Genomic DNA, 14,083 nt, shown 5'->3' with positions numbered 1-14,083 from the left:
ACTAGTGGAACACGGTAAATTAGTTGAATTTCTAGGTTTAACGTTCGATTTGTCATCAGTTATGATGGTTACTGTAGCAGCAGTTATTGTTTTCTTAATCGCTGTTATCGGAACTCGCAGCTTAGCGCTTCGCCCAACCGGGATGCAAAATTTCATGGAATGGGTGTTTGACTTCGTGAAAGGGATTATCAATAGTACGATGGATTGGAAAACAGGTGGACGTTTCTTAACGCTTGGCGTTACGCTCATCATGTTTATCATCGTATCGAACTTCCTTGGTTTACCATTCATGTATTCAACAGTTGAGGCTGGCGAACATATTGCATGGTGGAGATCACCAACGTCTGATCCAGCAGTTGCATTAACATTAGCCGTGATGGTAGTTACCCTCACCCATTATTATGGAATTAAGATGAAGGGTACGAAAGAATATGTTAAAGGTTATTTCCAACCTATGAAATTCTTATTCCCATTAAAGGTTATTGAGGAGTTTGCTAACACATTAACGTTAGGTCTTCGTTTATTTGGTAACATTTACGCAGGTGAAATCTTATTAGGATTACTTGCTAAGTTAGGCGGGGCATCATTCTTAGGAGCATTAGGTGCACTTGTACCGATGTTAGCATGGATGGGATTCAGCGTATTCGTTGGTTCAATCCAGTCATTTATTTTCGTAATGTTAACGATGGTTTATATGGCTCATAAAGTAAGCCATGACCATTAATATAATTTAAGTAAGAAAAAATTTATTTTTTTATAATACAAAGGAGGACAAATTAAATGAGTTTAGGTGTAATCGCAGCTGCAATTGCAATTGGTTTATCAGCATTAGGTGCAGGTATTGGTAACGGTCTTATCGTATCACGTACAATCGAAGGTGTTGCTCGTCAACCAGAATTAAAAGGCGCACTTCAAACAATTATGTTCATCGGGGTTGCATTAGTTGAGGCACTTCCAATTATCGGTGTAGTTATTGCTTTCATCGTAATGAACAAATAAGGGAGACTCCCCTTACATAGATGGCGAAGAGTGTTTTTCCGAACTTTCTTCGCCATTGCTTTATGAACGAAACGTATGTCTTTTTTTTTCATATGATCAATTTAGATATTTTGAAGGGAGTGAATCCTTGTGCCAACTTTATTATTAGGGGCTTCCATTCCATTTGGAACGATTGCTTATACATTGTTCATTTTCTTACTTCTATTAGTAATGCTACGCAAATTCGCGTGGGGTCCTTTAATGGGAATTATGAAAGAACGTGAAGAGCATGTTACTAATGAAATCGACGCTGCAGAAAGAAGTAATGCTGAAGCGAAGAAATTAGTAGAAGAACAACGTGAAATGTTAAAACAATCGCGTGTTGAAGCACAAGAGTTAATCGAAAGAGCGAAGAAACAAGCTGTAGATCAAAAGGATGTTATTGTTGCTGCTGCGAAAGAAGAAGCAGAATCAATTAAAACATCTGCTGTACAAGAAATTCAACGCGAAAAAGAGCAAGCGATTGCTGCTTTACAAGAACAAGTTGCTTCTTTATCTGTTCATATTGCTTCTAAAGTAATTGAAAAAGAATTAAAAGAAGAAGATCAAGTGAAGTTAATTCGCGATTATATTAAAGAAGTAGGAGAAGCGCGATGAGCAATGGGATTGTAGCAAAACGTTATGCTGTCGCTCTTTTCAAAATTGCAAAAGAAAAACACGTATTAGAAATGTTTGAAGAGGAATTACGCCTTGTACAAAACGTTTTTACAAAGAACGGAGAACTACATAGCTTTTTAACGCAACCGAACATTTCAAAAGAGCAGAAGAAAACGTTTCTTGCAAACGTATTCGCATCTGTTTCTGAATCTATTTTAAATACGTTATATATTTTAATTGATAACAAGCGTATTGATATCCTACCTGAAATTGCAAATGAATATGTTGTTCTTGCTAATGAAGAACGTAACGTAGCGGATGCAACTGTATATTCTATTCGTCTTCTATCGGAAGAAGAAAAACTTAACATTGCAGAAGCATTTGCAAAAAAAACAGGAAAAGATGCAATTCGCGTGAAAAATGTTGTGGATGAAGATTTACTAGGCGGCATTAAAGTACGTATTGGAAATCGCATTTACGACGGAAGCTTACAAGGAAAATTAGCACGTATTCAGCGTGAATTAATGAAGAATAGATAGGGGTGAAGCACATGAGCATCAGAGCTGAAGAAATTAGCGCACTGATAAAGCAACAAATCGAGAACTATCAGTCTGAAATCGAAGTTAGTGATGTTGGTACAGTTATCCAAGTCGGTGACGGTATTGCGCGTGCTCATGGTCTTGATAACGTTATGGCTGGTGAACTTGTAGAGTTCTCTAACGGCGTTATGGGACTAGCACAAAACTTAGAGGAAAACAACGTAGGTATCATTATTTTAGGACCTTACACAGAAATCCGTGAAGGTGACGAAGTTCGTCGTACTGGTCGCATCATGCAAGTACCAGTAGGAAAAGAACTAATCGGTCGTGTTGTAAACCCATTAGGTCAACCAGTTGATGGTTTAGGCCCAATCAATACAACAAACACTCGTCCAATCGAAAGTCCAGCACCAGGTGTAATGGATCGTAAATCTGTTCATGAGCCACTTCAAACAGGTATTAAAGCGATCGATGCTCTTGTACCAATTGGCCGTGGTCAACGTGAGTTAATCATCGGTGACCGCCAAACAGGTAAAACAGCAGTTGCACTTGATACGATCATTAACCAAAAAGATGAAGATATGATTTGTATCTATGTAGCTATCGGACAAAAAGAATCAACAGTACGTAACGTAGTAGAAACACTACGTAAGCACGGTGCATTAGATTACACAATCGTTGTAACTGCATCAGCTTCTCAACCAGCTCCATTATTATACCTAGCTCCTTACGCTGGTGTAACAATGGGTGAAGAGTTCATGTACAATGGTAAACACGTATTAGTAGTATATGATGACTTATCAAAACAAGCAGCGGCTTACCGTGAGCTTTCATTACTATTACGTCGTCCTCCAGGTCGTGAAGCATATCCAGGGGATGTATTCTACTTACATTCTCGCTTATTAGAGCGTGCAGCAAAATTAAGTGATGCAAGAGGCGGCGGTTCTTTAACTGCACTACCTTTCATCGAAACACAAGCAGGGGACGTATCAGCTTACATCCCAACAAACGTAATTTCTATTACGGATGGACAAATCTTCTTACAATCTGACCTATTCTTCTCTGGCGTACGTCCAGCAATCGATGCGGGTACTTCTGTATCTCGTGTAGGTGGATCAGCTCAGATTAAAGCGATGAGTAAAGTATCAGGTACACTTCGTCTTGACCTTGCATCTTATCGTGAGTTAGAAGCGTTCGCTCAGTTCGGTTCTGACCTTGATAAAGCAACACAAGCGAAATTAAACCGTGGTGCTCGTACAGTTGAGGTATTAAAACAAGGATTACACAAACCGTTACGTGTAGAGAAACAAGTTATCATTCTTTACGCTTTAACACGTGGATTCCTAGATGATATCCCAGTAGTAGATATCACTCGTTTCGAAGAAGAATTCCATGCTTGGTTAGATTCAAATGCAACTGACTTATTAAGCGAAATTCGCACAACTAAGAAACTTGCGGATGACGACAAATTTGCAGCAGCAATTAACGGATTTAAAAAAGTATTCGTAGCTTCTGAATAATAATTAAAAGTGAAGTCGACTGTTCAGCCCCATCGGCTAAGGTTCTTTCCCACAAAAGGTGCTTTCTACCTTTTGGTGGGGAAGGTTCTTAGACGAAAGGGGCTAGGAGACGGAACTAGATAAATAAAAGCGGAAGCGGCTCGTTCTGAATGTGAGGGGAAGAAGTGAAGCCACCGAGCATTCAAGCCGCTGGAGCTAGATAATATAAAGGCATCTCAAACTTTGAGATTGCTGACGGTTATGTAAAGGAAAAGAGTAGGTGCACCTATTCTTTTCCTTCAATCATGAGCAAGAATATCTTGCAACGTAGATTAGGAAGAGGATTCTTACTAATCGTGCCAACTTCCGGAAAAAAGGTGGTGAAAACTGTGGCATCTTTACGCGATATAAAAGCGAAGATTAACTCGACAAAGAAAACGAGTCAAATTACGAAAGCGATGGAGATGGTATCTGCATCTAAGTTAAACCGTGCAGAACAAAATGCTAAATCTTTCGTTCCGTATATGGAAAAGATTCAAGAAGTAGTAGCGAGCATTGCGCAAGGAAGTAAAGGGATTAATCATCCAATGCTAAATGCGCGTCCTGTAAAGCGTACAGGGTACATCGTTATTACATCTGATCGCGGACTAGCAGGTGGTTATAACAGTAACGTATTACGTACAGTAAGTAACGTAATTCGTGAACGTCATAATATGGATTCAAACCAATATTCAATTATTGTGCTTGGACGACTAGGACGTGATTATTTAAAACGTCGCGGCTTTAATATCATTGATGAAGTAGTTGGATTATCTGACCACCCATCATTTACTGATATTAAAGATATTGCTTCTCGAGCAATTGCGATGTTCGCAGATGGTGCTTATGATGAGCTGTATATTTACTACAATCATTATGTAAGTAAAATTTCACAAGAAGTAACGGAAAATAAAATTTTACCGCTTACGGATGTGGCGTCTGATAAACCGACGACAGCTTATGAATTCGAACCTTCTGAAGAAGAAATTTTAAAAGTATTATTGCCACAATACGCAGAAAGCTTAGTGTACGGTGCATTACTAGACGGTAAAGCAAGTGAGCACGCGGCGCGTATGACAGCAATGAAGAGTGCTACAGACAACGCAATGGAAGTTATCGATTCACTTACACTTTCATTCAACCGTGCGCGTCAAGCAGCGATTACGCAAGAAATTACGGAAATCGTTGGTGGAGTAGCAGCGTTAGAATAGTATTAAAAAGCGTAGGTGGCTTGCTCAGAAGGGGAGGGCATTGGAGCTCCTGACGAAGAGGCGCTTTTGGCCTCGTAGGAAGGCGCGAAATGACCGACTGTTCTAGCCGCTGGAACTAGATTCAATAAAAAGCGGAAGCGGTTCGTCCAGAACAGGAGAGTCGCGTAAGCTATAAACTAATAAAAATTAAAAGCCGACTTCTCTTAGAAAGCTGGCTAATTAAAAGAAAGCTAGGAGGGAACCCGATGAATAAAGGGCGCGTTACGCAAATCATGGGTCCGGTTGTAGACGTTAAGTTTGATGGCGGAAAGCTACCAGAAATCTACAACGCCCTTACGGTAAAACAAAGCAACGAAAACGGAGCAAGCATTAACTTAACATTTGAAGTTGCACTTCATTTAGGTGATGACACAGTTCGTACAGTTGCAATGTCTTCCACAGATGGACTTGTTCGTGGCACAGAAGTAGAAGATACTGGTAAAGCAATCTCTGTACCAGTTGGGGATGTAACACTTGGTCGTGTATTTAACGTATTAGGTGATGCAATTGACTTAGATGGTGATGTTCCTGCGGATGTACGTCGTGATCCAATTCACCGTCAAGCGCCTGCATTCGAAGAGTTATCTACTAAAGTAGAAATTCTTGAAACTGGTATTAAAGTAGTAGACTTACTTGCTCCTTACATTAAGGGTGGTAAGATCGGTCTATTCGGTGGTGCCGGCGTAGGTAAAACAGTATTAATTCAGGAATTAATTAACAACATCGCACAAGAGCACGGTGGTATCTCTGTATTCGCTGGTGTAGGTGAGCGTACTCGTGAAGGTAACGACTTATACCACGAAATGAGCGATTCTGGCGTAATTAAGAAAACTGCGATGGTATTCGGACAAATGAACGAGCCACCTGGAGCACGTCAACGTGTTGCATTAACAGGTTTAACAATGGCTGAACATTTCCGTGATGAGCAAGGACAAGACGTACTATTGTTCATCGATAACATCTTCCGTTTCACGCAAGCGGGTTCTGAAGTATCTGCCCTTCTTGGTCGTATGCCATCTGCGGTAGGTTACCAGCCAACACTTGCAACAGAAATGGGTCAATTACAAGAGCGTATTACATCTACAAATAAAGGATCTATCACGTCTATCCAAGCGGTATACGTACCAGCCGATGACTATACGGATCCAGCACCAGCTACAACGTTCGCTCACTTAGATGCAACAACAAACTTAGAGCGTCGTTTAACACAAATGGGTATTTACCCAGCCGTAGATCCATTAGCATCTACATCTCGTGCGCTTTCTCCAGAAATCGTAGGAGAAGAGCATTATGGAGTAGCTCGTCAAGTACAGCAAACTTTACAGCGTTATAAAGAGCTTCAAGATATCATCGCTATCTTAGGTATGGATGAGTTATCTGAAGAAGATAAGTTAGTTGTACATCGTGCTCGTCGTATTCAATTCTTCTTATCACAAAACTTCCACGTAGCTGAACAGTTTACAGGTCAAAAAGGTTCTTACGTACCTGTAAAAAATACAGTTAGTGGTTTCAAAGAAATTCTAGAAGGAAAATATGATGACCTTCCAGAAGATGCGTTCCGTCTTGTTGGTAGCATTGAAGAAGTTATTGAAAACGCGAAGAAAATGATGGCGTAAGGCCTTAGGAGGGACGAATTATGAAGACATTTCCAGTCAGTATTGTAACTCCTGATGGACCGGTTTACGAAAAAGAAGTAGAAATGGTAAGCGTAAAAGCAGAGAGTGGGGAAATGGGGATCTTACCAGGTCACATTCCAACTGTTGCACCTTTAAAAATTAGTGCGGTTCGTCTGAAAAATGGTGGGCACACTGATTATGTAGCAGTAAGCGGTGGCTTTATCGAAGTTCGTCCAGATAAAGTAACTGTGTTATCATCATCTGCTGAAGAAGCAAACCATATCGATATCCATCGTGCAAATGAATCGAAACGTCGCGCTGAGCAACGTATGCAAGATAAACAAGCGCATGTTGACTTTAGACGTGCAGAAATGGCCTTGCAGCGTGCTGTGAACCGTTTAAACGTTTCTGATATGAAGTAAAAAAATCCGTAAGGGCTCTTGCCTTTACGGATTTTTTGTTATGGATATAAATAAAAAGGGGAAAAAAATGCCTCTCTTTAGGTAGGAGAGAGCATTTAGCCGTCAGAGCCTTTTTTTGCCCGATGCCAAGTGAAAATCAAGAAATAAAAAGAACTGCAGGTTCGTTTTTTGTTATGCATAGATGTGTTTTATTTAAATGTCGAAGCTGAAACTCAATTTAATATATAGAATAAACTGACAAAATTGGTATAATTATATTGTTGTTGTATAAGTAGAAAATATATAACAATTTATATTTCATAAAGGAGATGAACAAATGATCGGTGAAATGAAACGAGAAGCATTGTACTCTTTAAAGGGAAAATGGGGACTAGGTGTTGGATCAACGATTTTACATATTATTTTAAGTTATGTTGTTTCAATGGCTGCAATGCTTATACTTTTAATTCCAGGAATTATTATATTTTTCTTAGTTGTTGGTTTAGCGGGTTCAATTGAAGAGGAAGCGATATCAGTCGGGGCAGGTATTACATTTGGAATTTTTTATTGCATAATGATCATTTTGAGTAATGCATCTTATGGTATTACATCATACGGTTATACGAATGTGTTGCTACAAATTAGTAAACGAGAAGATGCTAGAGTAGATTATTTATTTGAAGGATTTCGTGGCTTTAAAAGAATGATGAAAACAATGTGGGCTATGCTTGCGATTTTGTTATATACAGGTACGTGGATTCCGATGTTGTTACTAGGTGTATTCGCATTTTTTGGTGAGGAAGGGAATGTATCGTTAACAATTGCTTTCTTTGTACTATTAGCCATTTCGATTGTTGTAATGATTGTGATGTATTTTTCTTATGCGATGACGTATTATGTTATGGTTGAAAATCCAGATTATAGCGTTTCACAGGCGATGAAAGAAAGTAAGAACTTTATGAAGGGGCATAAACTAGATTTATTTCTTTTATGGCTTAGCTTCATAGGATGGGCTATTTTAGCAATTCTTACTCTTGGAATAGGATTTCTTTGGCTTAGTCCATATGTAGGTACAACGACAGCGCATTTTTATCGCTATATTGCAAAAGGTGAATTGCAGTAGGGACGTGCTATACTAATAGAATTATTACGTATAGGAGGTTAAGTATGATTAGTGATTTAAAAGGAGAAGCGCTAGATTCACTGGAAGGAAAATGGGGCTTAGCTGTTGGGGCAACATTACTTATTTCGATTCTTACTTCAGCTTTTAGTTTTAGTATTCAGTTCCTTCTCTCTCAGGTTTGGGAGTGGAAAGAAGTGAATAGCTCACTTTCAATAGAGGTTATTACAATATTGCTGGTGGGTCCTTTAACGCTAGGGGGTTATTGTTTAGCACTGCATATAATTCGTGAAAAAGAAGCGCGTATTGGGCATATATTTAGATGGTTTACAGAAGGAAGTAAGTTTATAAAGTCATTTTTATTATATATAGTAGTGAACATTTATATTTTCTTATGGTGTTTACTATTTATTATTCCAGGCATTATTAAATCATTTTCTTATGCGATGACGTATTTTATTATAAATGATCATCCTGAGTATTCAATAAATCAAGCTATTACAGAAAGTCGTCGTATGATGGCTGGACATAAGATGGAGTATTTCATTTTATGTTTAAGTTTTATTGGCTGGTTTATATTAAGTTGTATTACATTAGGAATTGGATTTTTATGGTTGATTCCATATTTTTATACAACGACAGCAGCTTTTTACGAAGAGATTGCAGAAGAATATTACGAAAAAAGAATTCCGACACTTTAAAAAACACCCAGTGTGAACTATTGGTTCATACTGGGTGTTTTTTGTAGGAATTTTATAAACTGTTTACTTGTTAGAGGTTTACTGAAATAGTAACCTTGCATGTATTTACAGTTGTTTTTTTGCAGAAACTTAAGTTGTTTTTCTGTTTCAATTCCTTCAGCAACGACAGAGAGATTTAAAGTATTTGCAAGGGAAAGGATAGTGGAGACGATGGCTCTTTCTTCAGGCCGATGATCGGCTAGTTGTGTAAATTCTTTTGGTACTTTTAATGTATCGATAGGGAAAATTGATAAATAAGCAAGAGAAGAGTAGCCGGTACCGAAGTCATCAATGGACGTTTGAATACCATATTCTTTTAATTGCTTTAGTCTCGATAATGTTTCTTTTTCATCAATCATCGCAATTCGTTCTGTTAGTTCAAGTGTTACATCTTTCGGGTCAATTTTAACGTCCTTTAGTATTTGTGAAATATTTTCGATTAATTGATTTTGTTGAAATTCTTTCGCTGATAAATTGACACTCATTTTTAAGTTTGTGTATCCAAAACTTTGCCATATTTTTAGTTGACGACAAGATTCTCGTAGCACCCAATGCCCAAGTGGGATGACCTGCGGAGTCTCTTCCACAATTGGAATGAACTCACATGGTGAAATGTCACCTAATAGTGGATGTTTCCAACGGATTAAAGCTTCGGCACCGATGATTTTATTCGTTGTAATGTCAACTTGTGGTTGATAGACGAGAAAGAATTCTTTATTTACTAAAGCAAGTGGTAAATCTTTTTCAATTCGAGCTTTTCGCTCCATTTTTTTATATAACTCTTTCGTATAAAGTGAGCTACCATTCTTTCCTTTATTTTTGGTTTCGTACATGGCCATATCAGCATGTTGTAAAATAGATAACGGATCTTCGCCTGCTTCTGGGTATATTGCAATCCCGATACTTGGCGAGATTTGTAAATGTTGATTTTCAATTTCGAATGGCTCATTCATAGATAGTACAATCATATCAGCTATTTTTTGTACATCTCTATCTTCTTTATAATCTTCTATAAGAATTGTGAACTCATCCCCAGCTAACCGAGCAAGTTTCATATTTGATGTCGATATTCGTTCTAGTCTTTTTGCTACAGCAATTAAAAGAAGATCTCCTACCCGGTGACCGAGAGTATCGTTAATAACTTTAAAACGGTCTAAATCGAGAAACATAACAGCAAAAGGTCTTTTCGATAGTTTTGCTCGTACAATTGCTTGTTCTAACTGCAGATGAAATGAACGGCGATTTGCAAGTTCCGTTAAAGTATCATGATATGCTAGGAAATTAATTTGCTCTTGTTGCTGCTTGCTTTCTGTAATATCTTTGATCATTAAATAGGCCCCAGAAATATGTTCCTTTAAAAAGATGGGAACAGCTGTAACATGTAAGTAGTAAATATCTCTATTTTTATGATATGCCCGTATTTCTAAAGAAATAGATTTCCCTTTTTTCACGTGATGAAAGGCAGTAATGATTTCTTCTAAATCTTCTTCATACATAAGTGAATAGTATGGTTGGTTTAATAATTCATTCGTTTGATAACCGAGTAAAGTAGTTCCAGCGTTGTTCACATTGAGAAAATTACCGTACAAATCTAATGTGAAAATTGGATCTGGATGATGCTCGTATAAAGATTTAAACATTTGTTGGTTATGATATAACTCATTTTTTTGTTCTACTAAATCTTCTGTACGTAGTTCGATTTGTTTCTCGAGTTCTAAGCTGAATTGCATTTGTGCTAGCAATAATATTTTATTTTGTCTTCGAACTAACATATGGCGTATGAGAACGAAGGCGAAAGTTACCATAAGTCCAATTACTACGATAGGTGCAAAAACATTTTCGACCAATATAAAAACAATAAGCATCACGACAGAAATATACGGTAATGATAATCGGATTGATTCACCAAATTGAGGCGTTAGTAATATTTGTTCTTGTTTTTCAGGCTCTTTTGTGTGAAGTATACAAGCGATTGCTACCAATAATAAGGTTACTTGATAGAATGGAGCAACTGTGAACATAGAGTGCTCAGGCTGGAAGTATTTTATATAAGCATAAATAGAATCCGTAGTAGCATACAAAATTAAAGCACTGCCAAGAAGAGCACCAACTTGCTTTGGTAGTAAGGATAATGGTCTGAATAAAAGGTTGATTCCTATTAAAAGAAAGAGTAGATCAGCCATTGGATACGTGAGTTGAACAAACATGTCGATATATGATGTTGTAAAAATATGAATGGTTCTTTCAATAAGTAAATAGTAGCTTAAAGTAAATTGAGCAGTAACAATAATACAAATATCACATATCGTAAAAAGCTGTTCCAATAAATCTCGGCCATAAATAATTTCATATAGAAAGGCAAATGCAAAGCTAATTAAAAATAATAAGTAAAAAAAGTCTGATGGATCAACGAATGTATAGTAGTCATGCAGAATTAAGCGTTGATAAGCAACTACTATATCGCCGATGAAATAAGAGAAGGATCCGATAGTTAATGTTATCCAAAACAAACGAGATAACCCTTGTTTTATATTTGAAAAATAAAATATATAACTGCAAATTGTAATATCAATTAATATGGTACTTATTCCAGTTAATATTTGAAATGGGAGTGCGTACTCATATAAAAAGGACATTGATACGTAATGAATAGCTATATACAACAATGAAATGCTTATAAGAATACTTACATGTGTTTGTTTTTTCATTTATATCACCCACTGTATATACATAAGAACCACCTTTTTGTAGTTTATGTTTTTTATGATTGCTTGAAAACATATAGAATTTCTATATTTATTTTACACATTTATAATGAGTTGTAAAAATAGATTTGCTCAGCAAGTATTAATTGTTGTTTCTGTTCCCAATATATCGACATAGGAATTTGAAGTTTGCTATAATGAATTAAATAGTTGCATTATTTAGAAAAATTTAAAAATAATAAATAATGCAAGTAAGACATATTGTTTACTATGTGAACTTGTTCTTAATTCAGGGGGGAGGGTTTCACAATGGCAAGTGTATATGAAAATAGTTATATGATCGTTTTGATTTTCTTGCTATTAGGTATATTGCTGCCGGTAGTGGCTCTTACATTAGGGAAAATGCTGCGTCCAAACAAACCGAGTGCAGCGAAAGCGACGACGTATGAGAGTGGAATTGAGCCTTTTCATGATGCAAATATTCGGTTTCATGCTCGTTATTACATTTTCGCTTTATTGTTCGTCATCTTTGATGTAGAAACTTTATTTTTATACCCATGGGCTGTTGCATATGACAAACTTGGTTTATTTGCACTGATTGAAATGCTCATTTTTGTTGTGATGTTGCTAGTTGGATTAGCGTATGCTTGGAAAAAGAAGGTGTTACAATGGTTATAAATTTTGAGGAATTACACCCACAGGAGCGAGCGGAATTAGAAAGAAATATCTTTTTTTCTACATTGGAACAGTTGAAGGGATGGGCGCGGAGCAACTCTTTATGGCCGATGACATTTGGACTGGCATGCTGTGCGATTGAAATGATGGGAGTAGGCTCATCACATTACGATTTAGATCGATTTGGGTCATTTTTTCGGACTTCACCAAGACAATCGGACGTCATGATTGTGTCAGGAACGGTAACGAAGAAAATGGCACCTATTGTTCGGCGCCTATATGATCAAATGCCTGAACCGAAGTGGGTAATTGCGATGGGATCTTGTGCAACGGCCGGTGGTCCGTATGTGAATTCGTATGCTGTTGTGAAAGGTGTAGATCAAATTGTACCAGTTGATGTGTATATTCCTGGATGCCCTCCAAATCCTGCTGCTTTAATTTATGGAATTAATAAATTAAAAGAAAAAATTCGTTACGAGGCGAGGACCGGGAAGCAGGTGACGAATAAATGAGTGATCCAAATAAAGACTTAGAAAGCATGAAAAGAGAAGCAGCTCGTCATGCGAAAGAGGAAGCGCGAAAACGTCTTGCTGCGAAACATGGGGCGGAAATGTCTAAACTTGAAGGAGAACATCGAGAAAAAGAGAAAGCGCTACCAAAAGATAAGGGGATTAATGTAGAAGAAGCGAAGGCAAAGGCCGCAGCAGCTGCAAAAGCAAAAGCAGCGGCATTAGCGAAGCAAAAGCGAGAAGGATCAGAAGAAGTAACGGATGAAGAAAAAGCCAAAGCGAAGGCGAAAGCTGTAGCAGCCGCAAAAGCAAAAGCAGCGGCATTAGCGAAGCAAAAGCGAGAAGGATCAGAAGAAGTAACGGATGAAGAAAAAGCCAAAGCGAAGGCGAAAGCTGCAGCAGCAAAAGCAAAAGCAGCGGCATTAGCGAAGCAAAAGCGAGAAGGATCAGAAGAAGTAACGGATGAAGAAAAAGCCAAAGCAAAGGCAAAGGCCGCAGCAGCCGCAAAAGCAAAAGCAGCGGTATTAGCGAAGCAGAAGCGAGAAGGATCAGAAGAAGTAACAGACGAAGAAAAAGCCAAAGCGAAGGCAAAGGCCGCAGCAGCTGCAAAAACAAAAGTAGCGGTATTAGCGAAGCAAAAGCGAGAAGGATCAGAAGAAGTAACGGACGAAGAAAAAGCCAAAGCGAAGGCCGTAGCAGCTGCAAAAGCCAAAGCAGCAGCGTTAGCGAAGCAGAAAGCCTTACAAGGTGAGGGGGATTCTGGAGATGAGAAAGCAAAGGCAATTGCAGCCGCGAAAGCGAAAGCCGCTGCTGCGGCAAGGGCAAAGGGGTCTGTAAATAAGATAGAAGACGAACCGCAGCAGGAAGAACCATCAGTTAACCAACCATATTTAAATCGCTATGTGGAGGTTGTTAAGGAGAGGGTAGGAGAATATGCATTAGTAGATTCCTATATTAATAAGCTTTCAAAAGATGTTCCAACGCTTATGGCGGAGCCTTCGAAATATTATGAAGTGATGGAATTGCTAAGATTCCATGAGGGACTTGCTTTTGATTATATGTCAGAGCTACATGCGACGGATTTTGTGACACATATGGAAGTATACGTTCATTTATTTTCATATGGAAAGAAACAGTCAGTAGCAGTGAAGGTAAAGCTGGATAGGGAAGCGCCGCAAGTAAAATCGGTGACGCCGCTTTGGAAAGGGGCAGATTGGCCGGAGCGTGAAGCGTATGATTTGCTCGGTATTGTATTTGAAGGTCATCCTAATTTATCTCGCATTTTAATGCCGGATGATTGGGTGGGGTATCCGCTTAGGAAGGATTATGAACCGTATGATGTGGAGGTGTAGCTT

Annotated in this window: 14 protein-coding genes; 13 read left to right on the top strand and 1 reads right to left on the bottom strand. The window is 38.2% G+C overall.

All coding sequences use genetic code 11. The features are described from left to right. The first annotated feature begins 4 nt into the window (after positions 1 to 4). From atpB to NSQ08_RS25210, 10 genes are all read left to right on the top strand, one after another. Complete coding sequence (gene atpB, locus NSQ08_RS25255) at positions 5 to 724, top strand: F0F1 ATP synthase subunit A (RefSeq protein WP_000399874.1); 720 nt, start codon at positions 5 to 7, stop codon at positions 722 to 724. A 56-nt stretch (positions 725 to 780) separates the two neighbouring features. Further along, complete coding sequence (atpE, locus tag NSQ08_RS25250) at positions 781 to 999, top strand: F0F1 ATP synthase subunit C (RefSeq protein WP_000052064.1); 219 nt, start codon at positions 781 to 783, stop codon at positions 997 to 999. A 129-nt stretch (positions 1,000 to 1,128) separates the two neighbouring features. Continuing rightward, entirely contained in the window at positions 1,129 to 1,635 is a 507-nt protein-coding gene (gene atpF / locus NSQ08_RS25245) for a F0F1 ATP synthase subunit B (protein ID WP_002016287.1), read from the top strand. Further along, positions 1,632 to 2,174, top strand: a complete 543-nt coding sequence (atpH, locus tag NSQ08_RS25240) for a F0F1 ATP synthase subunit delta (RefSeq protein WP_002130060.1) — start codon at positions 1,632 to 1,634, stop codon at positions 2,172 to 2,174. Before atpF ends, atpH begins: the two co-directional genes overlap by 4 nt. Positions 2,175 to 2,185: 11 nt before the next feature. Then, the gene (gene atpA / locus NSQ08_RS25235) at positions 2,186 to 3,694 is read left to right on the top strand and encodes a F0F1 ATP synthase subunit alpha (protein WP_002016284.1); all 1,509 of its coding nucleotides are present in this window, start codon (positions 2,186 to 2,188) and stop codon (positions 3,692 to 3,694) included. Between the two features lie 368 nt (positions 3,695 to 4,062). Beyond that, complete coding sequence (gene atpG, locus NSQ08_RS25230) at positions 4,063 to 4,923, top strand: F0F1 ATP synthase subunit gamma (RefSeq protein ID WP_002016283.1); 861 nt, start codon at positions 4,063 to 4,065, stop codon at positions 4,921 to 4,923. A 245-nt stretch (positions 4,924 to 5,168) separates the two neighbouring features. Further along, positions 5,169 to 6,578 carry a F0F1 ATP synthase subunit beta gene (gene atpD / locus NSQ08_RS25225; RefSeq protein ID WP_002016281.1) on the top strand — a complete coding sequence of 470 codons (1,410 nt, stop codon included), beginning with the start codon at positions 5,169 to 5,171 and terminating at the stop codon, positions 6,576 to 6,578. Positions 6,579 to 6,598: 20 nt separating this feature from the next. Then, positions 6,599 to 7,000 carry a F0F1 ATP synthase subunit epsilon gene (gene atpC, locus NSQ08_RS25220; RefSeq protein ID WP_002016279.1) on the top strand — a complete coding sequence of 134 codons (402 nt, stop codon included), beginning with the start codon at positions 6,599 to 6,601 and terminating at the stop codon, positions 6,998 to 7,000. 316 nt (positions 7,001 to 7,316) lie between these two features. Continuing rightward, positions 7,317 to 8,102 (top strand): DUF975 family protein, encoded by a 786-nt coding sequence (locus NSQ08_RS25215; protein ID WP_002016277.1) that lies wholly within the window; start codon positions 7,317 to 7,319, stop codon positions 8,100 to 8,102. 44 nt (positions 8,103 to 8,146) lie between these two features. Then, positions 8,147 to 8,800 (top strand): DUF975 family protein, encoded by a 654-nt coding sequence (locus NSQ08_RS25210; protein WP_061688678.1) that lies wholly within the window; start codon positions 8,147 to 8,149, stop codon positions 8,798 to 8,800. A 17-nt stretch (positions 8,801 to 8,817) separates the two neighbouring features. Here the strand turns inward: NSQ08_RS25210 and NSQ08_RS25205 are convergent, their stop codons facing one another. After that, entirely contained in the window at positions 8,818 to 11,547 is a 2,730-nt protein-coding gene (locus NSQ08_RS25205) for an EAL domain-containing protein (protein ID WP_215560116.1), read from the bottom strand. Positions 11,548 to 11,853: 306 nt separating this feature from the next. On the opposite strand from NSQ08_RS25205, the gene nuoA reads away from it, so the two are divergent. Genes nuoA through NSQ08_RS25190 form a run of 3 tightly spaced genes read left to right on the top strand, consistent with a single transcriptional unit; the run spans position 11,854 to position 14,080 of the window. Continuing rightward, a complete protein-coding gene (nuoA, locus tag NSQ08_RS25200; protein ID WP_000179270.1) occupies positions 11,854 to 12,222 on the top strand; it encodes an NADH-quinone oxidoreductase subunit NuoA in 369 nt (122 codons plus the stop codon). Then, complete coding sequence (gene nuoB, locus NSQ08_RS25195; protein WP_002089729.1) at positions 12,213 to 12,731, top strand: NADH-quinone oxidoreductase subunit NuoB; 519 nt, start codon at positions 12,213 to 12,215, stop codon at positions 12,729 to 12,731. The genes nuoA and nuoB overlap by 10 nt, the downstream gene beginning before the upstream one ends. After that, on the top strand, positions 12,728 to 14,080 hold the full coding sequence (locus NSQ08_RS25190; protein ID WP_340779593.1) for an NADH-quinone oxidoreductase subunit C: 1,353 nt from the start codon (positions 12,728 to 12,730) through the stop codon (positions 14,078 to 14,080). The genes nuoB and NSQ08_RS25190 overlap by 4 nt, the downstream gene beginning before the upstream one ends. Positions 14,081 to 14,083: the final 3 nt, after the last annotated feature.

Origin of the sequence: Bacillus sp. FSL E2-8887, from assembly GCF_038007205.1 — a bacterium.
Lineage (GTDB): Bacteria > Bacillota > Bacilli > Bacillales > Bacillaceae_G > Bacillus_A > Bacillus_A mycoides.
Note: the sequence above shows the minus strand (reverse complement) of the source record. Positions and strands in the feature narration are given on the sequence as shown.